The organism is Agrobacterium leguminum (assembly GCF_005144435.2).
Taxonomy (GTDB): Bacteria; Pseudomonadota; Alphaproteobacteria; order Rhizobiales; family Rhizobiaceae; genus Agrobacterium; species Agrobacterium leguminum.
This window is the reverse complement of sequence record NZ_CP120211.1, coordinates 2,750,597-2,772,500: the sequence shown is the minus strand read 5'-3', so window position 1 is coordinate 2,772,500 and position 21,904 is coordinate 2,750,597. Positions and strand designations below refer to the sequence as shown.

24 protein-coding genes (1 of these 24 only partly in view) are annotated in these 21,904 nt (G+C 59.4%); 16 read left to right on the top strand and 8 right to left on the bottom strand.

Annotated elements, in window-relative coordinates; translation table 11 throughout:
• The 3 genes from hrpB to CFBP4996_RS13240 all read left to right on the top strand — a co-directional run.
• Nucleotides 1-1,232 carry the 3' portion of an ATP-dependent helicase HrpB gene (hrpB, locus tag CFBP4996_RS13250; protein WP_080852905.1) on the top strand. 1,255 nt of this gene lie to the left of the window's left edge, so only the last 1,232 of its 2,487 coding nucleotides appear in the window; its start codon lies beyond the left edge, outside the window; the stop codon is at nucleotides 1,230-1,232.
• A gap of 29 nt (nucleotides 1,233-1,261) precedes the next feature.
• A complete protein-coding gene (gene actS, locus CFBP4996_RS13245) occupies nucleotides 1,262-2,569 on the top strand; it encodes a two-component system sensor histidine kinase ActS (RefSeq protein WP_080853283.1) in 1,308 nt (435 codons plus the stop codon).
• A gap of 73 nt (nucleotides 2,570-2,642) precedes the next feature.
• Entirely contained in the window at nucleotides 2,643-3,230 is a 588-nt protein-coding gene (locus CFBP4996_RS13240; RefSeq protein WP_080815397.1) for an ActR/PrrA/RegA family redox response regulator transcription factor, read from the top strand.
• A gap of 6 nt (nucleotides 3,231-3,236) precedes the next feature.
• On the opposite strand, the gene CFBP4996_RS13235 is transcribed toward CFBP4996_RS13240, so the two are convergent.
• The gene (locus CFBP4996_RS13235; RefSeq protein WP_004444350.1) at nucleotides 3,237-3,722 is read right to left on the bottom strand and encodes an MmcB family DNA repair protein; all 486 of its coding nucleotides are present in this window, start codon (nucleotides 3,720-3,722) and stop codon (nucleotides 3,237-3,239) included.
• Nucleotides 3,723-3,905: 183 nt separating this feature from the next.
• Here CFBP4996_RS13235 and CFBP4996_RS13230 point away from each other — a divergent pair, with 183 nt between their 5' ends.
• Nucleotides 3,906-4,619: a L,D-transpeptidase gene (locus CFBP4996_RS13230; protein ID WP_003521204.1), complete on the top strand. Its 714-nt coding sequence runs from the start codon at nucleotides 3,906-3,908 to the stop codon at nucleotides 4,617-4,619.
• A 77-nt stretch (nucleotides 4,620-4,696) separates the two neighbouring features.
• Here CFBP4996_RS13230 and CFBP4996_RS13225 read toward each other — a convergent pair whose 3' ends face one another.
• The 4 genes from CFBP4996_RS13225 to hslV form a co-directional block, all read right to left on the bottom strand.
• Nucleotides 4,697-6,865 carry a malate synthase G gene (locus CFBP4996_RS13225; protein ID WP_080852906.1) on the bottom strand — a complete coding sequence of 723 codons (2,169 nt, stop codon included), beginning with the start codon at nucleotides 6,863-6,865 and terminating at the stop codon, nucleotides 4,697-4,699.
• A gap of 119 nt (nucleotides 6,866-6,984) precedes the next feature.
• The gene (locus tag CFBP4996_RS13220) at nucleotides 6,985-7,950 is read right to left on the bottom strand and encodes a DUF1402 family protein (RefSeq protein ID WP_080852907.1); all 966 of its coding nucleotides are present in this window, start codon (nucleotides 7,948-7,950) and stop codon (nucleotides 6,985-6,987) included.
• Between the two features lie 199 nt (nucleotides 7,951-8,149).
• Nucleotides 8,150-9,457: an ATP-dependent protease ATPase subunit HslU gene (hslU, locus tag CFBP4996_RS13215; RefSeq protein WP_003521199.1), complete on the bottom strand. Its 1,308-nt coding sequence runs from the start codon at nucleotides 9,455-9,457 to the stop codon at nucleotides 8,150-8,152.
• Between the two features lie 74 nt (nucleotides 9,458-9,531).
• Complete coding sequence (gene hslV, locus CFBP4996_RS13210) at nucleotides 9,532-10,056, bottom strand: ATP-dependent protease subunit HslV (protein WP_003521197.1); 525 nt, start codon at nucleotides 10,054-10,056, stop codon at nucleotides 9,532-9,534.
• A 201-nt stretch (nucleotides 10,057-10,257) separates the two neighbouring features.
• Here hslV and hisB point away from each other — a divergent pair, with 201 nt between their 5' ends.
• From hisB to coaA, 7 genes are read left to right on the top strand one after another with little or no spacing between them, the layout of a single operon-like run.
• Nucleotides 10,258-10,854 (top strand): imidazoleglycerol-phosphate dehydratase HisB, encoded by a 597-nt coding sequence (gene hisB, locus CFBP4996_RS13205; RefSeq protein WP_065656798.1) that lies wholly within the window; start codon nucleotides 10,258-10,260, stop codon nucleotides 10,852-10,854.
• 22 nt (nucleotides 10,855-10,876) lie between these two features.
• Complete coding sequence (locus tag CFBP4996_RS13200) at nucleotides 10,877-11,371, top strand: DUF2628 domain-containing protein (RefSeq protein ID WP_080852908.1); 495 nt, start codon at nucleotides 10,877-10,879, stop codon at nucleotides 11,369-11,371.
• A 1-nt stretch (nucleotide 11,372) separates the two neighbouring features.
• Nucleotides 11,373-12,023 carry an imidazole glycerol phosphate synthase subunit HisH gene (gene hisH, locus CFBP4996_RS13195; RefSeq protein ID WP_080852909.1) on the top strand — a complete coding sequence of 217 codons (651 nt, stop codon included), beginning with the start codon at nucleotides 11,373-11,375 and terminating at the stop codon, nucleotides 12,021-12,023.
• A gap of 1 nt (nucleotide 12,024) precedes the next feature.
• The gene (gene hisA, locus CFBP4996_RS13190; RefSeq protein WP_080852910.1) at nucleotides 12,025-12,768 is read left to right on the top strand and encodes a 1-(5-phosphoribosyl)-5-[(5-phosphoribosylamino)methylideneamino]imidazole-4-carboxamide isomerase; all 744 of its coding nucleotides are present in this window, start codon (nucleotides 12,025-12,027) and stop codon (nucleotides 12,766-12,768) included.
• On the top strand, nucleotides 12,765-13,541 hold the full coding sequence (gene hisF / locus CFBP4996_RS13185; protein ID WP_052818623.1) for an imidazole glycerol phosphate synthase subunit HisF: 777 nt from the start codon (nucleotides 12,765-12,767) through the stop codon (nucleotides 13,539-13,541). The genes hisA and hisF overlap by 4 nt, the downstream gene beginning before the upstream one ends.
• 15 nt (nucleotides 13,542-13,556) lie before the next feature.
• On the top strand, nucleotides 13,557-13,880 hold the full coding sequence (locus CFBP4996_RS13180) for a phosphoribosyl-ATP diphosphatase (RefSeq protein ID WP_080852911.1): 324 nt from the start codon (nucleotides 13,557-13,559) through the stop codon (nucleotides 13,878-13,880).
• On the top strand, nucleotides 13,877-14,878 hold the full coding sequence (gene coaA / locus CFBP4996_RS13175) for a type I pantothenate kinase (protein WP_020808714.1): 1,002 nt from the start codon (nucleotides 13,877-13,879) through the stop codon (nucleotides 14,876-14,878). Before CFBP4996_RS13180 ends, coaA begins: the two co-directional genes overlap by 4 nt.
• Before the next feature lie 43 nt (nucleotides 14,879-14,921).
• On the opposite strand, the gene lysM is transcribed toward coaA, so the two are convergent.
• From lysM to CFBP4996_RS13160, 3 genes are all read right to left on the bottom strand, one after another.
• Nucleotides 14,922-15,371 (bottom strand): peptidoglycan-binding protein LysM, encoded by a 450-nt coding sequence (lysM, locus tag CFBP4996_RS13170; RefSeq protein WP_080852912.1) that lies wholly within the window; start codon nucleotides 15,369-15,371, stop codon nucleotides 14,922-14,924.
• Between the two features lie 75 nt (nucleotides 15,372-15,446).
• Nucleotides 15,447-15,881, bottom strand: a complete 435-nt coding sequence (gene arfB, locus CFBP4996_RS13165) for an alternative ribosome rescue aminoacyl-tRNA hydrolase ArfB (RefSeq protein WP_020808712.1) — start codon at nucleotides 15,879-15,881, stop codon at nucleotides 15,447-15,449.
• A gap of 112 nt (nucleotides 15,882-15,993) precedes the next feature.
• Nucleotides 15,994-17,604: a phosphoenolpyruvate carboxykinase gene (locus tag CFBP4996_RS13160; RefSeq protein ID WP_035222020.1), complete on the bottom strand. Its 1,611-nt coding sequence runs from the start codon at nucleotides 17,602-17,604 to the stop codon at nucleotides 15,994-15,996.
• Nucleotides 17,605-17,943: 339 nt separating this feature from the next.
• On the opposite strand from CFBP4996_RS13160, the gene chvI reads away from it, so the two are divergent.
• The 5 genes from chvI to CFBP4996_RS13135 all read left to right on the top strand — a co-directional run bounded on the left by chvI (nucleotide 17,944) and on the right by CFBP4996_RS13135 (nucleotide 21,786).
• Nucleotides 17,944-18,669, top strand: a complete 726-nt coding sequence (gene chvI / locus CFBP4996_RS13155) for a two-component system response regulator ChvI (RefSeq protein ID WP_003505377.1) — start codon at nucleotides 17,944-17,946, stop codon at nucleotides 18,667-18,669.
• A gap of 58 nt (nucleotides 18,670-18,727) precedes the next feature.
• Nucleotides 18,728-20,518 (top strand): two-component system sensor histidine kinase ChvG, encoded by a 1,791-nt coding sequence (gene chvG, locus CFBP4996_RS13150; protein ID WP_035264114.1) that lies wholly within the window; start codon nucleotides 18,728-18,730, stop codon nucleotides 20,516-20,518.
• The gene (locus tag CFBP4996_RS13145) at nucleotides 20,508-20,972 is read left to right on the top strand and encodes an HPr kinase/phosphorylase (protein ID WP_003521182.1); all 465 of its coding nucleotides are present in this window, start codon (nucleotides 20,508-20,510) and stop codon (nucleotides 20,970-20,972) included. Before chvG ends, CFBP4996_RS13145 begins: the two co-directional genes overlap by 11 nt.
• Nucleotides 20,973-21,097: 125 nt before the next feature.
• The gene (locus CFBP4996_RS13140) at nucleotides 21,098-21,499 is read left to right on the top strand and encodes a PTS sugar transporter subunit IIA (protein ID WP_003505374.1); all 402 of its coding nucleotides are present in this window, start codon (nucleotides 21,098-21,100) and stop codon (nucleotides 21,497-21,499) included.
• Between the two features lie 11 nt (nucleotides 21,500-21,510).
• Nucleotides 21,511-21,786, top strand: a complete 276-nt coding sequence (locus CFBP4996_RS13135; protein WP_003521181.1) for an HPr family phosphocarrier protein — start codon at nucleotides 21,511-21,513, stop codon at nucleotides 21,784-21,786.
• Nucleotides 21,787-21,904 lie beyond the last annotated feature (118 nt).

Genomic DNA, 21,904 nt, shown 5'->3' with positions numbered 1-21,904 from the left:
AGCGCGGCCATCTGATGCGCGGCCTTTCATTGCCGCCACGGCTGGCGGCCATGGTGATTGCGGCGGCAAGCGAAGGCGCGGGGAAAAAGGCGGCGATGCTCGCCGTCATGCTGACGGAACAGGGGCTCGGCGGAAACGATATCGATCTCGATGAACGGCTGCGGCGCTTTCTTTCTGACAGAAGCGAAAGGGCGCACGCGGCGCGCAAGCTGGCATCGAGGCTGTTCGACGCGATCGGTGACAAAACGGCGGCAACCGAGTTGCCGAGTGAGGCGGGGCCGCTGCTGCTGCATGCCTATCCGGACAGGATCGCGCTTCAGCGCGGTGCGCGGGGACGTTATGTGATGGCCAACGGGCGTGGCGCGGAGCTTACCGAGACAGAACGGCTGGCGGCGAGCAAAATGCTGGTGGTTGCCGATATTACCGGGCGAGCGGCGCAGCCGCGCATCCTTGCGGCGGCAGGCATAGAGAGGACCGATATAGAAGAGCGGATGCCGCATCTCATCGTTCAGCAGGACCAGCTGCTTTTCGACAAGGCGAGCGGCCAGGCGCGCGCGCGAAAGGTGACGCGGCTTGGCGCCATCATACTCGATGAGACACCCCTGCCCCGTCCCGAGGGCGAACAGGCGGCACAGGCGCTCGCCAATGGCGTTCGGGAATTCGGCATCGGCATTCTTCCTTTTTCGAAAGAGACGCTGCAGTTGCGTGACAGGATCGGCTTTCTGAACGCCAGTATCGGGGAGCCCTGGCCGGATGTCAGCGACGAGGCATTGCTCTCCAAGCTGGACGAATGGTTCGTCCCTTTTCAGAACGGTGCGCGCAGCCTGCAGGACATCCGGCCCGGCAGCCTCTCCGAAGGGATCCTGTCTCTGGTGCCGCATGAGGTAGCGCGCGATCTCGCCAAGTTGGCGCCGACGCATTTCGAAGCACCGACAGGCCAGCGGCATCCCATTCGTTACGACGCCAGCGAACCGACGCTTTCCATTCGCGTGCAGGAACTTTTCGGGCTGAGAGCCCACCCGTCCATTGCACAGGGACGGTTGCCGCTGCTCCTGGAATTGACCTCCCCGGCGCACAGGCCGATACAGACGACACGCGATCTTCCCGGTTTCTGGTCGGGGTCCTGGAAGGATGTGCGGGCGGATATGCGCGGGCGTTATCCACGCCATCCATGGCCGGAAGACCCGGCATCGGCCCTGCCGACAAGCCGTGCAAAACCGCGCGGGACGTGACGATGATGAACAGGGCAAAGGAGATGACGGTGGCTGGCCATTCTATCGAAACCACGAGGCTCGGCCGCGCCAGCCGCAGGATAAGGCTGCAGACCATCGTCTGGCTGCGCTGGCTGGCGGTTGCGGGACAGACGGCAACGATACTGCTTGTCGCTTTCGGGCTCAATTTCCCCCTGCCGCTTCTGGCCTGCGGCCTTCTGATCGCGGCACTCGCTCTTGCAAATCTGTTTCTCACCGCCCGCTTTCCCTCCACCTATCGGCTGGAGCCCTGGGAAGCGACATTGCTGCTAGCCTTCGACCTGCTGCAATTGACGGCGCTCATTTACATCACCGGCGGACTTTCCAATCCCTTCGCGCCGCTGATCTGTGTGCAGGTCATCATCGCCTTTGCCTCCCAGCCGCTGCGGCATTCGCTCATTCTCCTCGGCTTTGCCGTCATCTGCTCGACCGCGATCGCCTTTTCGCCCTTTCCGGTTCCGTGGTATCCCGGCGAGGTTTTGCCGATCCAGCTTCTGCTGCATGTCGGCACCTGGGTCGCGATCATCGCCACAACCTCTTTTGCGGCCTTTTACGCCTATCGCGTTTCGCATGAGGCCAATCAGCTGGCGGATGCGCTGGCTGCAACCGAGCTCGTGCTTGAGCGGGAAAAACATCTCTCGCAGCTGGATGGGCTGGCGGCGGCAGCGGCGCATGAGCTTGGCACGCCGCTCGCGACCATCAGTGTCGTCGCGAAGGAGATGGAGCGGGAACTCGGAAACGACGAAAAATTTGGCGAAGATATAGCCTTGTTGCGCAGCCAGAGCGAAAGATGCCGTGACATTCTGCGCCGTCTCACTTCGCTTTCCGCCGACAATGAGGAGCACATGCGCCGCCTGCCGCTCTCCTCACTGATCGAGGAAGTGATGGCGCCGCACCGGGAATTCGGCATCCGCCTCGAACTCGTTGAAAAGAACAATCGCGCCGACGAGCCGGTCGGTATCCGCAATGCCGGCATCATCTACGGTCTTGGCAACCTCATTGAAAACGGCGTGGATTATGCGCGGGAAAAGGTGATCGTGACGGTGGATTACGACCAGCAGAACGTCGCCGTCATCATTGAAGACGATGGGCCGGGTTATGCCCATGACGTGCTTGCCCGTATCGGCGAGCCCTATGTGACCGAACGTCACAATGACACACGGGCGGGCGGGCTCGGGCTCGGGCTTTTCATCGCCAAGACCCTGCTGGAGCGCTCCGGCGCCACCGTCACCTTTGAAAATCGTGGCACGAGCGGAACCGGAGCGCGGGTCACAATCGTCTGGCCTCGGGCGCTTATGGACGATAAAAGAAGCCGTTGACTTTACCATCCACGTTGAAGCGGCGATAAGAAGAAGAAAACCAAGCCGACGAAGTTGCCGGAAGGCCGGAAACATGAAGACAGAAGACCAGAACAACTCCACCAGCGCGCCAACGGACGACATCGACCCGATCGGACCGGACAGATCGCTGCTGATCGTCGATGATGACGGCCCGTTTCTGCGCCGGCTTGCCCGGGCGATGGAAACACGCGGCTTTACCGTCGACACCGCCGAGACGGTCAGCGACGGCATTGCCCGCTCCAAAGCTGCACCGCCGAAATATGCGGTTGTCGATCTGAGGCTTGCGGATGGCAACGGTCTGGAAGTCATCGAGGCCATCAGGCAGAACCGGGACGATACGCAGATCGTCGTTCTGACCGGCTACGGCAATATCGCAACCGCCGTTACCGCCGTGAAACTTGGGGCGCTGGACTATCTGGCCAAGCCCGCCGATGCGGACGATGTGTTCAATGCGCTGACGCAGCGCAAGGGCGAAAAGACCGAAGTTCCTGAAAACCCGATGTCGGCAGACCGGGTTCGGTGGGAGCATATTCAGCGTGTCTATGAAATGTGCGAGCGCAACGTTTCGGAAACCGCCCGCCGGCTGAACATGCACCGGCGAACGCTGCAACGCATTCTCGCCAAACGCGCGCCCAAATAACGGAAGTCATTCTCCGAAGCTGCGCCCGGTCGTCCATTCCGCCAGCATCAGCCGGGTCGCAGCGGTTCGCGAGAAATCCAGCATTACCGACTTGCGGGTTGCCGGTGGCAATTTATGCTCCGGCGCATCGCGCAGCATATGGGCGCCATATCCATCCGACAGGATCAGCCCGCATTCCTCCGGGAATATGTCGGTCGGCACTTCAGGATGGGTGGCGAAGAACAGCCGGTCGCAATGCAGGCGGTATTCCGGCCATTTGCGATCGACACGGAAATCCTCGATGGAGGATTTGATCTCTATGATCCAGATTTCACCCTTGACCGACAGGCTGATGAGATCTGCCCGTCGCCCGCTTGCAAGCGGCAGTTCCGGCAGCACCGAATGGCGCATTTCGTGCAGAAGCACCTGAACGCCGCGGCGCACCAGCATCGCCTTGTCCGACTGGCGACCGTCTATTAACGGATTATTGTTGGTAACGGAAAGAATAGTCATGGATAAAGGCTGCTGAAGCGTTTGGCCTATTGTTGCAAAAAGGCAATCAACCGGCAATTTTAAATGCCCGACCGTTTCGCGGCGGCGCAACGGCTTGCCAAGAGCGGCTGAATGGAAAATAACCGATTTATCCAATTAAGCCTACTCTTTCGCACAATTTGGCGAATTTTCCGCGAGAACGACATGCGCATCCGCACCCCATTGACCGCACTCGGTCTGACGGCAGCACTGGCTCTGGCCGGCTGCGCCGAAACTACCTCCCAATCCTCCGCTCCGACCTCCGGCAAGATCGCAGCGTCAGTACCGGTTGCTGACCCCGTTCCGGCGAAGGTCGAAACGGTCCAGATCTTCAACGATGTCTACGGTCCCGTGACCGATGCGGGCTATGCGCTGCCGGCCATTCCGATCAACCGTGTGAATGAGAAGTACCGCCGTCAGATCGTCGAATTCCAGACATCCGAACGCGCCGGCACCATCATCGTCAATACGCGTGAGCGTTACCTCTATTACATCCTCTCCGGCAACCGCGCGGTTCGTTACGGCATCGGCGTCGGCAAGGCAGGTTTCGCCTGGGCCGGTGAGGCCTATGTCGCCTGGAAGCAGGAATGGCCGATGTGGCATCCGCCGAAAGAAATGGCGGACCGTAAGCCGGAAGTCGCCAAATATGTCGAGGCTGGCATGGGTCCGGGTCTGACCAACCCGCTCGGCGCGCGCGCCATGTATCTCTTCAATGAAAAGGGGCAGGACACGCTGTTCCGCATCCATGGTTCGCCCGAATGGGCCTCGATCGGCACCGCCGCCTCTTCCGGCTGCATTCGCATGATCAACCAGGACGTCATCGACCTTTACAGCCGCGTTCGTCCCGGCCGCAGCACCAAGGTCATCGTGATCCAGTAAAGATCACATACCAGACCAGAAAAAGCCGCCGTGGATTTCCCCGGCGGCTTTTTTGTTTCTCAGGACGGCTGACGGCTTCAGGCCGCCTGCTTGGCCTTCAGTTCCAGACGGCGGCGGTGCAGAACCGGCTCGGTGTAGCCGTTCGGTTGTTCACGGCCCTTCAGCACCAGTTCGACAGCCGCCTGAAATGCCACCGAGCCATCGAAATCGGGTGCCATCGGCAGATAGGCCGGATCGCCGGCATTCTGCGCATCGACCACGGCGGCCATGCGTTTCATGGTCTCGACGATCTGCTCCTGCGTCACGACGCCATGGCGCAGCCAGTTCGCCATGTGCTGCGCGGAGATGCGCAGCGTGGCGCGGTCCTCCATCAGCCCGATATTGTTGATATCCGGCACCTTCGAGCAACCAACGCCCTGATCGACCCAGCGCACGACGTATCCGAGAATGCCCTGCGCGTTGTTGTCGAGTTCGCGCTGGATTTCTTCCGGCGTCCAGTTGGGACGCGGCGCGACCGGCACCGACAGAATATCGGAAAGCTTCGCACGGCCGCGGCTTTTCAAACCTTCCTGAACGGCAGCGACATCGACCTTGTGATAATGCGTGGCATGCAGCGTTGCTGCCGTCGGCGACGGCACCCAGGCGGTGTTGGCGCCGGCCTTCGGATGCGCGATCTTCTGCTCCAGCATCGCCGCCATCAAATCCGGCATGGCCCACATGCCCTTGCCGATCTGCGCATGGCCGGAAAGGCCGCATTCGAGGCCGATATCGACGTTCCAGTTCTCGTAAGCCGCGATCCATGCCGCCTGCTTCATGTCGCCCTTGCGGATCATCGGACCCGCCTCCATCGAGGTGTGGATTTCGTCACCGGTACGGTCGAGGAAGCCCGTATTGATGAAGACGACGCGATCCTTCGCGGCGCGAATACTTTCCTTGAGGTTGACCGTGGTGCGGCGCTCCTCATCCATGATGCCCATTTTCATAGTGTTCGGCGCCATGCCGACAAGCTTTTCGACCCGGCTGAAGATTTCGTTGGCGAAGGCCACTTCCTCCGGCCCGTGCATCTTCGGCTTGACGACATACATGGAGCCGGCGCGGGAATTCTGACGTCGCCCTGATGGACCGACATCATAGAGGGCAATCAACGCCGTGACGACGGCATCCATGATACCTTCGGGAACCTCACGACCGTCCCTGTCGAGGATCGCCGGATTGGTCATCAGATGACCGACATTGCGCACCAGCATCAGGGAACGGCCGGGCAGTGTGAGCGCAGAACCGCTGGGAGCGGTATAATAGCGATCCGGGTTGAGGCTGCGGGTGAAGGTCTTGCCGCCCTTGGAGACTTCTTCGGTCAGGTCGCCGCGCATCAGGCCAAGCCAGTTGCCATAAACCAGCACCTTGTCTTCGGCATCGACGGCGGCAACCGAATCCTCGCAATCCATGATGGTCGTGAGCGCGGATTCGAGAATGACATCGGAGATTCCCGCCTTGTCGCCCTTGCCGATTTCGGTCGTGGGATCGATGACGATTTCAGTGTGCAAACCATTCTTGCCGAACAGGATCGTTGCAGGCTTTGCCGCTTCGCCGCTGAAACCCTTAAACTGGGCTGCATCCTTGAGGCCAGTCCTGGCGTCGCCGATGGCAAGCTGCAACAGGCCATCCTCGATCTTGAAACCGGTCACCGCGGACCAGCTTCCCGTCTCCAGCGGCGCGGATTCATCGAGGAAGTTTCGCGCCCAGGCAATGACCTTTTCACCGCGCTTCGGATTGTACCCCCTGCCCTTTTCCCCGCCGTCGGCGTCAGAAATAGCATCCGTGCCGTAAAGCGCATCGTAAAGCGAACCCCAGCGGGCATTGGCCGCATTCAGCGCATAACGCGCATTCATGACCGGAACGACGAGCTGCGGGCCGGCAACGGCGGCTATTTCAGGGTCGACATTGCTGGTTTCCACCTGGAAGCCGGGACCTTCCGGCAGAAGATAGCCGATTTCCTTCAGAAAGCCCTCATAGGCGTCAAAATCCGCCGGCGCGCCATTCTGCCGATACCAGCCATCCAGCTTTTCCTGCAGGGCGTCACGCTTTGCCAGCAATTCGCGGTTCTTCGGAGAAAGCTCGTGAACAATGGTCGAAAAACCTTCGAAGAACGCCTCGCTGTCCAGACCCGTGCCGGGCAGGACGTCGTCAGTCAAAAAGGCATAAAGCCTGTCATCGATGGAAAGACCGAATTTATTCGTGCGGCTCACATGCGCCTCCTCTATTCTGAAGGCACAGATTGGACGCGGAGACGGCCGCTCGTCAATTGCGGCGGACAGCCAAATATTATTTCCGTTTTGGAAACAATACGGGCAATAGTCGCCTTTTTCTACAAAAGCGCCTGCAGGTCCTTGATGCGGTCATTCACCAGCCAGCCGTAATAATTTTCCTCCGGCAATAAGGGCTGCTCCCCGCCTGAGGCGCGCTGGCGGTTCTTCTGGGCAAGCGCAGCGGCACGCTGCTGCGACCCGCCGACATTATAAAGCGTGGAGGTCACACCCGGATTTTTCGAAATATCCATGTCGGCAATAGATTTATAGTCGTCGATGGACTTGCGGATGGACGCCGCCATGAAAGCGAGCGACCGGTCAGGGTCCATGATGGCGGTGTAGACGGCGGTGGCGTCGTTCTCATCCAGCTTCTCATAGCCGGAAGTTCTGGACACCATATCGGACAACATCAGCGCGGTCAGCGGGTTGATCTGGCCGAGGCCGAAGGTCTGGCCGGCATAGAAGGGCTGGAAAAACACAGCACTGAAACGGTTGTTCGGATAGGCGACACCATCGACCGTCTTGCCGCGGAAACTGTCTTCCCAGACATCTTCCCGACAGTTCCAGACACTGTAGGAATCCCTCTTCGACTGGCATTTGGCGAATTGCGAATGGGTCAGAAACTGCGCGATGGTTTCGTCCTTGTAGCCAAAACGGAAGCTGTTGCCCGCATAAGAGGCCGCCTTGACGTAATAGGACTGCAGCCGGTCATAGGCGTCGACATTATAGGTATGTTCGCCGACGATCGCGCCGATCATATGGATCGGATCGATACCGTAGCGCCCGGCAGTCGACTTGATCTTGGCGATCAGCGCCTTGTCAGAGGACAAGAGATCGATGACCTTCTGGTACTTGCGCTCGAAAGAGGTGTTGGACGCCTTTGTTCTTTTTGCGGAAGCGCCGGGAACGCCGGGCTGTTCGGCATTGCGATTGCCTGGCGGAACGACCGTCGCGGCTTCGACGTAAGAAGACGCGGTGACGGTGAACGTCAAAGCAGCGGCAAATGCCAGAAGAGTTTTGCGCACGAGCGAATGCCTTTTCTCAAGCCTGCGGCTTCCGCCAGCGAAATACGCTGGGAAAACCGGATCATTCCACTAAAGCGGTTCCAACCGGAATGCAGCCCTTCCCATAAACAAAATGCGGGCTGAATGCGAGACAAGGCGGATAAAATAAAAGAGTGCGGCAAATATGGCCGCACTCCTCTTTCTCGTATCCCTGAAGTCTTCAGAGAATATAGCGGGACAAATCCGTATCGGCGGCGAGATCGCCGACATGTTTGCGGACATATTCCTGATCGATCTTGACGGCGGAACCGCCGCGATCCGGCGCATTGAAGGAAATCTCGTCCAGAACGCGCTCCATCACCGTCTGCAGACGGCGCGCACCGATATTCTCGACCGACGAATTGAGATGAACAGCCACATCGGCCAGGGCATCGATTGCATCGTCGGTGAAATCGAGGTCGAGTTCTTCCGTCGCCATCAGCGCCTTGTACTGGCGGATGAGGCTTGCTTCCGTCTCCGTCAGGATGCGGCGGAAATCTTCCTTTGTCAGCGGCTTCAGCTCGACGCGGATCGGCAGACGGCCCTGAAGTTCGGGCAGGAGGTCCGAAGGCTTCGCCACATGGAAGGCGCCCGATGCGATGAAGAGGACGTGGTCGGTTTTCACCGGCCCGTATTTCGTCGAAACCGTCGTGCCTTCGACAAGCGGAAGCAAATCGCGCTGCACGCCTTCGCGCGAGACGCCGGCACCCATGCCGCCGTCGCGGGCGGCGATCTTGTCGATTTCGTCGAGGAAGACGATGCCGTCATTTTCGACCGATTTCACCGCCTCGCGCTGGATCATTTCATTGTCGAGCAGCTTGTCGGATTCATCGCGGATCAGATCGGCATAGGATTTCGATACCGTGGTGCGCACTTTCTTGGTGCGTCCGCCCATGGCCTTGCCGAACATTTCCGACAGGTTGAGAACGCCGATATTGGCGCCCGGCATGCCGGGAATTTCGAAACCGGGCATGCCCGAGCCGCTATCCGCCACCTCGATGTCGATTTCCTTGTCGTCCAGTTCGCCATCGCGCAGCTTCTTGCGGAAGCTTTCACGCGTGCCGGGCGAGGCGGTTGCGCCAACGAGCGCATCGAGCACCCGTTCCTCAGCACTCTGATGCGCCTTGGCCTGTACTTCGGCGCGCTTCTTTTCGCGCACGAGGCCGATGCCGATCTCGACCAGATCGCGAATGATCTGCTCGACATCGCGGCCGACATAACCGACTTCGGTGAACTTGGTCGCCTCGACCTTGATAAAGGGCGCACCGGCCAGCTTCGCGAGGCGACGGGAAATCTCCGTCTTGCCGACACCGGTTGGCCCGATCATGAGAATGTTTTTCGGCATGACTTCATCGCGCAGGCTCTCATCGAGCTGCTGGCGGCGCCAGCGGTTACGCAGCGCAATCGCGACCGCGCGTTTGGCCTCATGCTGGCCGATGATGAAGCGGTCAAGTTCCGAGACGATTTCCCGGGGAGAAAAAGTGGTCATTCTATCCTCTCGGCTTTCCTGTTCCGGCCGGCCATTCCGGCCCGGCCCACAGGACCCTTGGGTGAGAAACTAGCTTATTCGGCGTCGAGGGTTTCGACGACGAGATTGTGATTGGTATAAACGCAGATATCGGCGGCGATATCGAGAGACTGGCGCGCCACCTCTTCAGCCGATTTGTCCGTATCCATCATGGCGCGGGCGGCAGCAAAGGCGTAGTTGCCGCCGGAACCGATGGCAATCGCGCCATGTTCCGGTTCCAGCACATCGCCATTGCCGGTAATGGCGAGCGTGGTGGATTTATCGGCCACCAGCATCATGGCTTCGAGATTGCGCAGATATTTATCCGTGCGCCAGTCCTTCGCAAGCTCTACTGCGGCGCGCATGAGCTGGCCCGGATATTGCTCGAGTTTCTTTTCAAGACGGTCAAGCAGCGTAAAAGCATCCGCCGTCGCACCGGCAAAACCGGCAATCACTTCGCCCTTGCCGATGCGGCGAACCTTGCGGGCATTGCCCTTCATGACGGTCTGGCCAAGGCTTACCTGACCATCGCCAGCCATGACGACCTTGCCGCCCTTCCTGACTGTAATAATTGTTGTCATCAAACACCTGTCTGCCCTGCCGGGCCTGCGGTTAATGGGCCGGGATGCGGCCCTTCTCGGGTTCTATGTAAGTTTGCTTTTCACGATTGCAATCTTCGAGACGACGCACCGTTTTCGTCATGTCAGGCAAGACGATGGAACAACTGGATATTTGTGTCCCGTGCTGATAAGGAACGGCGACATTTTCACGGAGCGGCCAAAATGGCAGAACGTAAAGGCGAGATTATCCGCAAGACCAACGAAACCTCGGTTTCGGTGCGCGTGGATATCGACGGCACCGGCAAATCGAAAATTTCCACCGGCGTGGGATTTTTCGACCATATGCTGGACCAGCTCAGCCGCCATTCGCTGATCGATATGGAGATCGAGGTAGAGGGCGACCTGCATATCGACGACCATCACACGGTGGAAGATACCGGCATTGCCATCGGCCAGGCGATTGCCAAGGCGCTGGGCGACCGGCGCGGCATTACCCGTTACGCCTCGCTCGATCTTGCCATGGACGAGACGATGACCAAGGCCGCCGTCGATATCTCCGGCCGGCCTTTCCTGGTCTGGAATGTCAATTTTTCCGCGCCGAAGATCGGCACCTTCGACACGGAGCTGGTGCGCGAGTTCTTCCAGGCGCTGGCGCAGAATGCCGGCATCACATTGCATATCCTGAACCATTACGGCGCGAACAACCATCATATCGCCGAAACATGCTTCAAGGCCGTTGCCCGCGTTCTTCGCACGGCAACCGAGATCGACCCCCGGCAGGCAGGCCGCGTTCCCTCCACGAAGGGCATGCTGGCCTGACGCCAAAGCTGTCAGGAAGCCCATGACAAGCTATCTCGTTCTGGAAGCCCCCAACGGGCCGGACAGGGACCACAAGACGACCCGCTTTGTTGCAGACCGTTTCGTCTGGCTGGCTCTCATTGCGCCCTGGCTATGGCTCGCCATCAACCGCCTGTGGCTGGCGACGGCGGTGGTTGTGATCGCACTCCTTCTGGCCGGTCAGATCTCGATATTAGCCGGATTCGAACCGGTTAGCATTCTCTGCGGTTTCGCCATCGGGCTCATCACGGCGCTGGAGGGGCGCGATTTTCTCGTCCGGCACCTGATCCGCAAAGGCTGGACGCTGACATCCGTCGTTTCCGCCCCTGATCTTTCGAGCGCCGAAGACATATATTTCTCCGGTCTCTCCGAAAACACCGAGAGGGCGGAACAGCTGTCCCAGCCGGTCTGGACCCCTTCGCCGCAAAAGAGCGGCGACAAAAACTTCGTCAACGATCCCGCCGGATCGTTTCTTTTCGACTTGAATGGAAGGCGCTGACATGCGTGTCGCGATCATCGACTACGGTTCGGGCAACCTGCGTTCGGCCACAAAAGCTTTCGAGCGTGCCGCCCGTGAAGCCGGCATCAATGCAACCATCGACCTGACCGACAAGCCGGATCATGTCGCCTCGGCGGATCGCATCGTTCTGCCGGGCGTCGGCGCCTATGCGGATTGCCGCGCCGGTCTCGACGCCGTTCCCGGCATGCATGACGCACTCGTCGAAGCCGTGGAGAAAAAGGCCCATCCGTTCCTTGGTATCTGCGTCGGCATGCAACTGATGTCCTCGCGCGGGCTGGAAAAAACTGTCAGCACCGGGCTCGGCTGGATCGAAGGCGATGTCGTGGAAATGACGCCATCCGATCCCAGCCTCAAAATTCCGCAGATCGGCTGGAACACGCTGGAAATTCGCCACGCCCACCCTCTTTTCGACGGCATCAAGACCGGCGCGGACGGGTTGCACGCCTATTTCGTGCATTCCTATCATCTGGCCGCCAAGCATTCGACCGATGTCATCGCCACCACCAATTACGGTGGCGCGATGACGGCTTTCGTCGGCCGCGACAATATGGCGGGTGCGCAATTCCACCCGGAAAAGAGCCAGACGCTCGGCCTTGCCCTGATTTCCAATTTCCTGCGCTGGAAGCCCTGACATGATTCTTTTTCCCGCAATCGACCTTAAAGACGGCCAGTGCGTTCGCCTGAAACTCGGCGATATGGACCAGGCCACCGTTTATAACGAAGACCCCGGCGCACAGGCCAAGGCCTTCGAGGATCAGGGCTTTGAATGGCTGCATGTCGTTGATCTCAACGGCGCCTTTGCCGGTGAGACCGTGAATGGCGAAGCTGTCGACGCCATTCTGAAAGCCACGAAAAACCCGGTGCAGCTTGGCGGCGGCATCCGTACGCTCGATCATATCGAAGCGTGGCTGAGCCGTGGGCTTGCCCGTGTCATTCTCGGCACCGTTGCGGTGCGCGATCCGGTTCTGGTTATCGAAGCCTGCAAGCGTTTTCCCGGTCAGGTCGCCGTCGGCATCGATGCCAAGGGCGGCAAGGTTGCTGTGGAAGGCTGGGCGGAAGCGTCCGAACTCGGCGTCATCGAACTGGCCAAGCGCTTCGAAGGTGCCGGCGTCGCGGCCATCATCTACACCGATATCGATCGCGACGGCATTCTGGCCGGCATCAACTGGGCCTCTACGCTGGAACTGGCGGATGCCGTTTCCATCCCGGTCATCGCCTCCGGCGGTCTCGCCTCCATCAACGACATCAAGCGCATGTTGCAGCCCGACGCCGCAAAGCTCGAGGGCGCGATTTCCGGCCGCGCGCTTTACGATGGCCGTATCGACCCTGCCGAGGCGCTTGCCCTCATCAAGGCTGCAAAGGAGGTACGCGTATGACCCTCAAAGCCCGCGTTATTCCCTGCCTCGATGTGAAAGATGGCCGTGTCGTCAAGGGCGTGAACTTCGTCGACCTGATCGACGCCGGCGATCCGGTCGAGGCGGCGAAAGCCTATGATGCGGCGGGAGCGGACGAACTCTGCTTTCTCGACATTACCGCCTCTTCGGATAATCGCGACACGATCTTCGATGTCGTCTCACGTACCGCCGATCATTGCTTCATGCCGCTCACCGTCGGTGGCGGGGTTCGCAGCGTCGCGGATATTCGCAAGCTGCTCCTTTGCGGTGCGGACAAGGTCTCGATCAACTCCGCAGCCGTCAAGGATCCGGATTTCGTGGCGCAGGCGGCCGACAAGTTCGGCAACCAATGCATCGTCGTTTCCATCGACGCCAAGCGGGTTTCGAAGGATGGAGAAGAAGGCCGCTGGGAAATCTTCACCCATGGCGGCCGCCAGCCGACCGGGATCGATGCCGTGGAATTCGCCATCAAGATGGTCGAACGCGGCGCCGGTGAATTGCTCGTCACCTCGATGGATCGCGATGGCACCAAGAGCGGATACGATATCGGCCTGACACGCAGCATTGCCGATCAGGTTCGCGTGCCCGTCATCGCCTCCGGCGGCGTCGGCACGCTGGACGATCTGGTGGCGGGCGTGCGCGATGGCCACGCAACTGCGGTGCTTGCCGCCTCCATCTTCCACTTCGGCACCTATTCGATCGGGCAAGCCAAGAACTACATGGCAGAGCACGGCATCGCCATGCGTCTCGACTGATTGCAGGAACTTCACATGAGCGCATTTTCCCTTTCCGATCTGGAACGCATCGTCGCGACACGCGCCGCTGCCTCTCCTGATGAATCCTGGACGGCCAAGCTGGTTGCTTCCGGCCAGGAGCGTGCGGCGAAAAAACTGGGTGAAGAGGCTGTCGAAGCCGTTATCGCCGCTATCGCGAAGGATCGCGACGGGCTGAAGAACGAGGCGGCCGATCTGCTTTACCATCTGCTGGTGGTGCTGAAGATCGCAGACATTCCGTTGGACGACGTTTTTGCCGAGCTGGAGCGCCGTACGGGGCAGACCGGCCTTGCGGAAAAGGCAGCGAGGCCGACATCATGAATGTCGAGGCAGGCAGCGGGGAGAGAGGCATGCCGAGCACACTCGATCATTTCCGACCAGATGAATATTCGCCCTACCACTTCTTCAGTTCGGAAGAATGGTCGAAGTTTCGTGCCGATACGCCACTGACGCTTTCCGCCGACGAGGTCAAACGTCTGCGCTCGCTGGACGACCCGATCGATCTGGACGAGGTGCGGCGCATTTACCTTTCATTGTCGCGCCTCCTGTCATCGCATGTGGAGGCGTCGCAGCTGCTGTTCGAACAGCGCAACCGCTTCCTCAACATGGCGGATGTCAACAAGACGCCTTTCGTTATCGGCATTGCCGGCTCCGTGGCGGTTGGAAAATCGACGACAGCACGTATCCTGAAGGAGCTTCTGGCCCGTTGGCCCTCCAGCCCCAAGGTCGATCTCATCACGACAGACGGATTTCTTTATCCGAATGAGGTTCTGCGGCGGGAAAACCTGATGGAGCGCAAGGGCTTTCCCGAAAGCTACGATATCGGCGCGCTCCTGCGTTTCCTGTCGGCGATCAAGGCGGGCCAGCCGAATGTGAAGGCACCGCGTTATTCGCACCTGACCTATGACGTGCTGCCGAACGAATTCACTGTCATCGACCAGCCGGATATTCTCATCTTCGAGGGCATTAACGTGCTGCAATCGCGAGACCTGCCGGCAGGCGGGCGGATCGTGCCGATCGTTTCCGACTTCTTCGATTTCTCGATCTACATCGACGCCGACGAGGGCCTCATTCACAACTGGTATGTGAACCGGTTCATGAATCTGAGAAAAACCGCCTTCCGCGATCCCAATTCGTTCTTCAACCGTTATGCCTCGATCAGCGAAGAGGCGGCGCTGAGCATTGCCGAAGGTCTCTGGCAAAACATCAACCTGAAGAACCTGCGGCAGAACATCGTGCCGACGCGCCCGCGTGCCGATCTTATCCTTCGCAAGGGCAAGAACCACCTGATCGACACGGTAGCGCTTCGCAAGCTGTGAAGATGCCGCGCGTGGCGGCACCTTCGGCAGTTAAAAACCGTTATTACGCAAGGTCAGGAATACGCAGAACCTGGCCGGGATAAATCTTGTCGGGATGCGTCAGCATCGGCTTGTTGGCTTCGAAGATGATGTTGTTCTTCGCGCCATTGGCCTTGCCGTACTGGGCTTCCGCAATCTTCCAGAGATTGTCGCCCTTCTTGACCGTGTAGAAGACGGGTTCTTTCGCCGGCGCCTCAGTCACTTTCAGCTCGCCGGCCTCGACCTTGGAAATGCCGAGCGTATTGCCGACCGCGATGACCGCCTTTTCAAAAACCGACTGATCGGCCACTTCGCCCTTCAGAACGACCTTGTCGTCCACCACCTCGACCTGAACCCTGTCCGTGCCGAGATCGTGGGAAGCGAGTTCCTTCTTGACCGCTTCGACATCCGGGGCATCATCGCCGCCGATACCGAGCCTCTTTCCCGCTTCCTTGATGAAATTGAACAGACCCATAGCACCCTCCTTGGTTGTAGGGAGGCTTACCAGACGATATTTGAAGCTCTATGACAAGGGCGAAACATTTTGCCCCTATTCACCCGAGGGTTTGCCGCGCATTTTCTTGATATCGGAGCGACCGGACTTCGCCTTGAGGCGGCGCTCGACGGAGCCCTTGGTTGGCTTGGTGGCCTTGCGCACCGGCGGCGGAGGGGCGGCAGCTTCGAGGATCAGTTCCTTCAGCCTCTCGCGCGCGTCTTCGCGATTGCGCTCCTGGCTGCGAAACCGGCTCGCCTCTATCATCAGCACGCCGTCTTTCGACACACGCCTGCCACCGAGGCGCAGTGCGTTGGTCTTTACCCGATCCGGAAGGGAGGGCGAATTGGCAATGTCGAAAAACAGCTGAACCGCCGTCGAGACTTTGTTGACGTTCTGGCCGCCCGGCCCTCCGGCCAGCACGAATTGCTCCGTCAGCTCCCAGCCGGCGATGGTGATACGGTTGCTGATGTAAAGCGGGTCGCTGGCCATGATCTTTCTCCGCGCCGGTGATGCCATAGATCGGCAGGAATGGAAACAGCAGGCCAAACGAAAGAACCCGGCACAAGGCCGGGTCCCCTCCTCCTCATAAATGAGGCTTCATTCATTCAGCCGCGAGCAAGAGGCCAGGTGCAGCGTCGCGAACCTTGCTGTCGACGTGGTCTTCGAACTTGGTGAAGTTCGTGACGAACATCGACACCAGCTTCTTTGCCTGCGCGTCATAGGCTGCGCCATCGGCCCAGGTCGAACGCGGATCGAGGATCGCGCTGTCGACGCCATCCAGCGACAGGGGCACGGCGAAACCGAAATTCGCGTCGGTGCGGAATTCCGCATTCTTCAGGTCGCCGGTCAGTGCTGCGGTCAAAAGCGCGCGGGTCGCCTTGATGGGCATGCGCTTGCCGATGCCGTAAGCGCCGCCGGTCCAGCCGGTATTGACCAGCCAGCAATCCACACCATGCTTACCGATCAGTTCGCGCAGCAGGTTGCCGTATTCCGCCGGGTGGCGCGGCATGAAGGGTGCGCCGAAGCAGGTGGAGAAGGTGGCTTCCGGCTCGGTCACGCCCTTTTCCGTGCCGGCAACCTTTGCGGTGTAACCGGAGAGGAAGTGGTACATGGCCTGCTCCGGCGTCAGACGCGCAATCGGCGGCAGCACGCCGAAGGCATCCGCCGTCAGCATGATGATCGTCTTCGGATGGCCGGCAATGCCCGTTTCCGATGCATTCGGAATGAAGTGCAGCGGATAGGCGCTGCGGGTGTTTTCCGTCAGCGAATTGTCGTTGAAATCAGGAACGCGGTTTTCGTCCAGCACGACGTTTTCGAGAACGGTGCCGAAACGGCGGGTCGCGGCGTAGATTTCCGGCTCGGCTTCGGCCGAAAGCTTGATCGCCTTGGCATAGCAGCCGCCTTCGAAATTGAAGATGCCGTGTTCGCCCCAGCCGTGCTCGTCATCGCCGATCAGCGTGCGCGAAGGATCGGCAGACAGCGTGGTCTTGCCGGTGCCGGAGAGGCCGAAGAACACGGCGGAGTCGCCCTGCGGACCGACATTGGCCGAGCAATGCATGGGCATGACGCCCTTGGCCGGCAGCAGGTAGTTCAGCACCGTGAAGACCGATTTCTTGTTTTCGCCGGCATAGGACGTGCCGCCGATGAGGACGAGGCCGTTGGTCAGATCGCAGGCGATGACGGTTTCCGAACGCACACCGTGACGGGCCGGATCGGCCTTGAAGCTCGGCAGGTTGATGATGGTCAGCTTCTGTTTGAAACCCGCCAGTTTTTCCCGCTTCGGACGGATCAGCAGATTGCGGATGAACAGCGAATGCCAGGCAAGTTCGGTGACAACGCGTGTCGGCAGCGCATTTTCCTCATCGGCACCGCCGATCAGGTCCTGCACGTAAAGCGTCTTGCCGGCGGCATGGGCCAGCATGTCCTTGCGCAGCAGCTCGAAATTTTCCGGCGAAAGCGGCTTGTTGTTGTCCCACCAGATGGTGTTCTCGGTGGACGCGTCGCGGACGACGAATTTGTCCTTCGGAGAACGGCCCGTGTGCTGGCCGGTGACCGCGCGCAGCGCGCCATCGATGGTCAGTTCGGCCTCGCCATTGCGGATCGCCTCTTCGTATAATTCGCTCTCGTTGAGGTTATAAAAGACGCGGGAGGCCTCGCCCAGTCCGAGTTCCGCAACTCCATTGGCAGGATTATGAACCCCAAGCTCGTTCATGACGCGTTCCTTGTTAATGACGATAAGGACGTTGAAATTTCCTCGGAAAATACGTGGCAGCTTTTAGAAACGCAAGAGCCGAACTTTAAAAAACTTAGCAATTTCAATATATTAATCGATTTAAAAGATTTTATTTCTTTTTAAATCGGTTGAAGGCGCATTAAAATCCAGCTGTGGCCTTTTCGCAAAATCCGCTCCCGCCTGACCGGCGATTTCGGAGCGAGTTTTCCTTTGCCACAATTTGTTCCACCTTTATACTCAAGAGAGTGGCTCGCGGCGCACAACCTTGGCTGGGTGAATGTCGGGAGTTACGAGAAAATGACGATGGAGACCAACTACATGCAGACGATCGCGCTTGTCGACGACGACCGGAATATTCTGACTTCGGTATCGATCGCGCTCGAAGCCGAAGGCTACCGGGTCGAAACGTATACCGACGGCGCTTCCGCGCTTGACGGGTTGATCGCCCGTCCGCCGCAGCTCGCCATTTTCGATATTAAGATGCCACGCATGGACGGCATGGAGCTTTTGCGGCGTCTTCGCCAGAAGTCGGATCTGCCGGTCATCTTCCTCACCTCCAAGGATGAAGAGATCGACGAATTGTTCGGCCTGAAGATGGGTGCGGACGACTTCATCACGAAACCCTTCTCGCAGCGCCTTCTGGTGGAACGCGTCAAGGCCATCCTGCGCCGCGCCAGCAGCCGTGAGGCGTCCGCCGCAACCGGCAGTGTGCTGAAGCCGACCGCCGATCAGCAGGCGCGCACGCTTGAACGCGGGCAGCTCGCCATGGACCAGGAACGCCACACCTGCACCTGGAAGGGTGAGCCGGTGACGCTGACGGTCACCGAATTCCTCATCCTGCATTCGCTGGCGCAGCGGCCGGGCGTGGTGAAAAGCCGCGACGCGCTGATGGATGCCGCCTATGACGAACAGGTCTATGTGGATGACCGCACCATCGACAGCCACATCAAGCGCCTTCGCAAGAAGTTCAAACTGGTCGATGGCGACTTCGATATGATTGAAACGCTTTATGGCGTAGGATATCGCTTCCGCGAAGCGGCTTGAACAAGCCGACTCGCGCAGAAGGGACCACCCGATATGGGGGTGGTGAGGACTTTAATACGTGTTGAAGAAAACGCCGGAAACCGTCTCGGACAGCGACGATGCCGAAGAACGCGGCAGCGAACGCCGCCATCGTATCCATCCGCTGACGATCATCCGGCGCATTTTCGGCAATGCGGTGTTTTCCAGCCTCACGCGCCGCATCCTCTTTTTCAACGTCGCGGCGACGGTGGTTCTGGTCGGCGGCATTCTCTATCTCAACCAGTTCCGCGAAGGGCTGATCGATGCGCGCGTGGAAAGCCTGCTGACGCAGGGCGAGATCATCGCTGGCGCTGTCTCCGCTTCCGCCTCGGTCGATACCAATTCGATCACCATCAATCCGGAAAAGCTGCTCGAATTGCAGGCGGGGCAGAGCATCACCCCTGCCCCCAATGACGAGGACTTGAGTTTCCCTATCAATCCGGAGCGGGTGGCGCCGGTGCTGCGGCGGCTGATTTCGCCGACGCGTACCCGCGCGCGGCTGTTCGATGCCGACGCCAATCTGCTGCTGGATTCCCGTCACCTTTATTCGCGCGGCCAGGTGCTGCGCTTCGATCTGCCGCCGGTGACGCCGGAAACCCAGACCTGGGGCGACTGGTTCACCAGCATGTTCAACCGCATGCTGCAGCCGAGCAGCCTGCCGCAATATAAGGAAGCGCCGGGCGGCGACGGTTCGATCTATCCGGAAGTGATGAATGCGTTGACCGGCGTGCGTGGCGCTGTGGTGCGCGTCACCGAAAAGGGTGAGCTGATCGTTTCGGTCGCCGTGCCGGTGCAGCGCTTCCGGGCCGTGCTCGGCGTTCTGCTGCTGTCCACGCAGGCGGGCGATATCGACAAGATCGTGCATGCGGAGCGCCTCGCCATCATGCGTGTCTTCGGCATCGCCACGCTGGTCAATATCGTGCTCTCGCTGCTCCTGTCCTCGACCATCGCCACGCCGCTGCGGCGGCTTTCGGCGGCCGCAATCCGCGTGCGCCGCGGGGCGAGAACCCGCGAGGAAATACCGGATTTCTCGGCGCGTCAGGATGAGATCGGCAATCTTTCGATTGCGCTGCGTGAAATGACGACGGCGCTTTACGACCGTATCGACGCCATCGAAAGCTTCGCCGCCGATGTCAGCCATGAACTCAAGAACCCGCTGACCTCGCTGCGCAGCGCCGTGGAAACCCTGCCGCGCGCCAAGACCGAAGAGTCGAAACAGCGCCTGACCGAAATCATCTTCCACGATGTGCGCCGTCTCGACCGCCTCATCAGCGACATTTCGGATGCCTCGCGGCTCGATGCCGAACTGGCGCGCGCCGACGCCTCGCCGCTCGATCTCGATGTGCTGATGAAGGGGCTCGTGGACATATCCCGCCAGATAAGCACCAAGAAGAAAAGCGTAACGATAGACTATGTCGTCGACCGGAAAGCGGGCGCGAAAACCTCCTTCGTGGTGAATGGCCACGACCTGCGTATCGGCCAGATCGTCACCAACCTCATCGAGAATGCGCGCTCCTTCGTTGCCGAGGAAAGCGGTCGCATCACCGTGCGCCTTTCCCGTCACAAGGATCGCTGCATCGTGCAGGTGGAGGACAACGGGCCCGGCATTCAGGCCGAAGACATCGACCGGATTTTCGAGCGCTTCTACACCGACCGGCCGGCGAGCGAAGGGTTCGGACAGAATTCCGGCCTTGGCCTTTCGATCAGCCGTCAGATCGCCGAAGCCCATGGCGGCAGTCTGCGGGCGGAAAACGTGGTCGACAAATATGGCGTGATTTCCGGCGCGCGCTTCACCCTGTCGCTGCCGGCGGCCGAAACCCATGAACGCTGAACGCTTCAACCTGCACGCCACCGCCATCACCGTTCAAGACACCGGCATCCTTTTCGTCGGACCGTCGGGTAGCGGCAAAAGCGAGCTTGCCTTCAGCTTCCTGACAGAGGCGGAACGCTGCGGATTGCCGGCGGCGCTGATCGCGGACGATCAGATTTTCGTGTATCGCGATGGCGACAACATCATTGCCGAGCGGCCGGACGCAATCGCCGGTCTGCTGGAATTGCGCGGCAGCGGCATTGTTTCCGTCAAAAGCGTTGCGCGCGCTCCACTACATTTTGCGGTCACGACAGTTCTTTCAGGGACAAATCCAAGACTTCCCGAAGATGACGAGGTGTTTTCCCTGCCCTGCGGCGGGCATATCAGGCTTCTGCGCATTCCGCTTTCCAGTCTTACGCCCTATGGAAAATTTGCTGCACTTGCTCAGAATCTTTTTGAAACGAATGTGAAGTGACGATGATTCGGGCGATTTTAGGCTTGCGATTCGCATTTTCCTCATCAAGATGAAATCCCACCGATGGACAGGATTGCCGCGTTGCGATAGTCGGCAATGAGAGTGCGTGTGCAAGGGAGCATTTCATGATCGGACTAGTGCTTGTCACCCATGGCAAGCTGGCTGAGGAGTTTCGCCATGCGTTGGAGCATGTCGTCGGTCCCCAGAAATTGATCGAGACGGTCTGTATCGGTCCCGAAGACGACATGGATCAGCGCCGGCAGGATATCATCGACGCCGTTGCACGCGCCAATGACGGCAATGGCGTGATCATCCTGACGGACATGTTCGGCGGCACGCCTTCCAATCTCGCGATTTCCGTCATGAATAACGGCAATGTCGAAGTCATCGCAGGGGTCAATCTTCCCATGCTGATCAAGCTTGCCGGTGTTCGCAGCGAAGATAATATGGACAAGGCCCTTCAGGACGCATCCGATGCCGGCCGCAAATATATCAACGTCGCCAGCCGCGTTTTGAGCGGCAAGTGAGAAGTCAGCCCATGTCGCCATTCTCCCGGGAACTACCGATCATCAATAAACGCGGTCTTCACGCCCGGGCTTCTGCTAAATTCGTGCAGATGGTCGAAGGTTTTGACGCGACGATCACGGTTTCCAAGGATGGCATGACCGTTGGCGGCACCTCCATCATGGGCCTGATGATGCTGGCGGCAAGCCCCGGCTGCAGCGTTTATGTCGAGGCAAGCGGCAATCAGGCGAAAGAAGCGCTGGAAGCGCTGGAGGCGCTGGTCGCCGACCGCTTCGGCGAAGAAGCCTGAGCCGGCACCATATAAAGACATAAAGACTTCTTTATATCATCATTGCCAGATCGTTCGTGGCCTGCTAAACCGCTGCTACGTTTAAGAGCCGGGCCGCAAGGCGCGGCGTTTCTGATCT

Bases quoted from the DNA above. Each gene is read 5' to 3' on its own strand.
- CFBP4996_RS13240 (WP_080815397.1), top strand. From the start codon at position 2,643: ATGAAGACAGAAGACCAGAACAACTCCACCAGCGCGCCAACGGACGAC.
- CFBP4996_RS13200 (WP_080852908.1), top strand. From the start codon at position 10,877: ATGACAAGCTATCTCGTTCTGGAAGCCCCCAACGGGCCGGACAGGGAC.
- hisB (WP_065656798.1), top strand. From the start codon at position 10,258: ATGGCAGAACGTAAAGGCGAGATTATCCGCAAGACCAACGAAACCTCG.
- CFBP4996_RS13230 (WP_003521204.1), top strand. From the start codon at position 3,906: ATGCGCATCCGCACCCCATTGACCGCACTCGGTCTGACGGCAGCACTG.
- CFBP4996_RS13235 (WP_004444350.1), bottom strand. From the start codon at position 3,722: ATGACTATTCTTTCCGTTACCAACAATAATCCGTTAATAGACGGTCGC.
- lysM (WP_080852912.1), bottom strand. From the start codon at position 15,371: ATGGGTCTGTTCAATTTCATCAAGGAAGCGGGAAAGAGGCTCGGTATC.
- CFBP4996_RS13180 (WP_080852911.1), top strand. From the start codon at position 13,557: ATGAGCGCATTTTCCCTTTCCGATCTGGAACGCATCGTCGCGACACGC.
- CFBP4996_RS13145 (WP_003521182.1), top strand. From the start codon at position 20,508: ATGAACGCTGAACGCTTCAACCTGCACGCCACCGCCATCACCGTTCAA.
- hisA (WP_080852910.1), top strand. From the start codon at position 12,025: ATGATTCTTTTTCCCGCAATCGACCTTAAAGACGGCCAGTGCGTTCGC.
- arfB (WP_020808712.1), bottom strand. From the start codon at position 15,881: ATGGCCAGCGACCCGCTTTACATCAGCAACCGTATCACCATCGCCGGC.
- hisH (WP_080852909.1), top strand. From the start codon at position 11,373: ATGCGTGTCGCGATCATCGACTACGGTTCGGGCAACCTGCGTTCGGCC.
- hisF (WP_052818623.1), top strand. From the start codon at position 12,765: ATGACCCTCAAAGCCCGCGTTATTCCCTGCCTCGATGTGAAAGATGGC.
- chvI (WP_003505377.1), top strand. From the start codon at position 17,944: ATGCAGACGATCGCGCTTGTCGACGACGACCGGAATATTCTGACTTCG.
- CFBP4996_RS13140 (WP_003505374.1), top strand. From the start codon at position 21,098: ATGATCGGACTAGTGCTTGTCACCCATGGCAAGCTGGCTGAGGAGTTT.
- hslU (WP_003521199.1), bottom strand. From the start codon at position 9,457: ATGACCACTTTTTCTCCCCGGGAAATCGTCTCGGAACTTGACCGCTTC.
- CFBP4996_RS13160 (WP_035222020.1), bottom strand. From the start codon at position 17,604: ATGAACGAGCTTGGGGTTCATAATCCTGCCAATGGAGTTGCGGAACTC.
- hslV (WP_003521197.1), bottom strand. From the start codon at position 10,056: ATGACAACAATTATTACAGTCAGGAAGGGCGGCAAGGTCGTCATGGCT.
- coaA (WP_020808714.1), top strand. From the start codon at position 13,877: ATGAATGTCGAGGCAGGCAGCGGGGAGAGAGGCATGCCGAGCACACTC.
- CFBP4996_RS13135 (WP_003521181.1), top strand. From the start codon at position 21,511: ATGTCGCCATTCTCCCGGGAACTACCGATCATCAATAAACGCGGTCTT.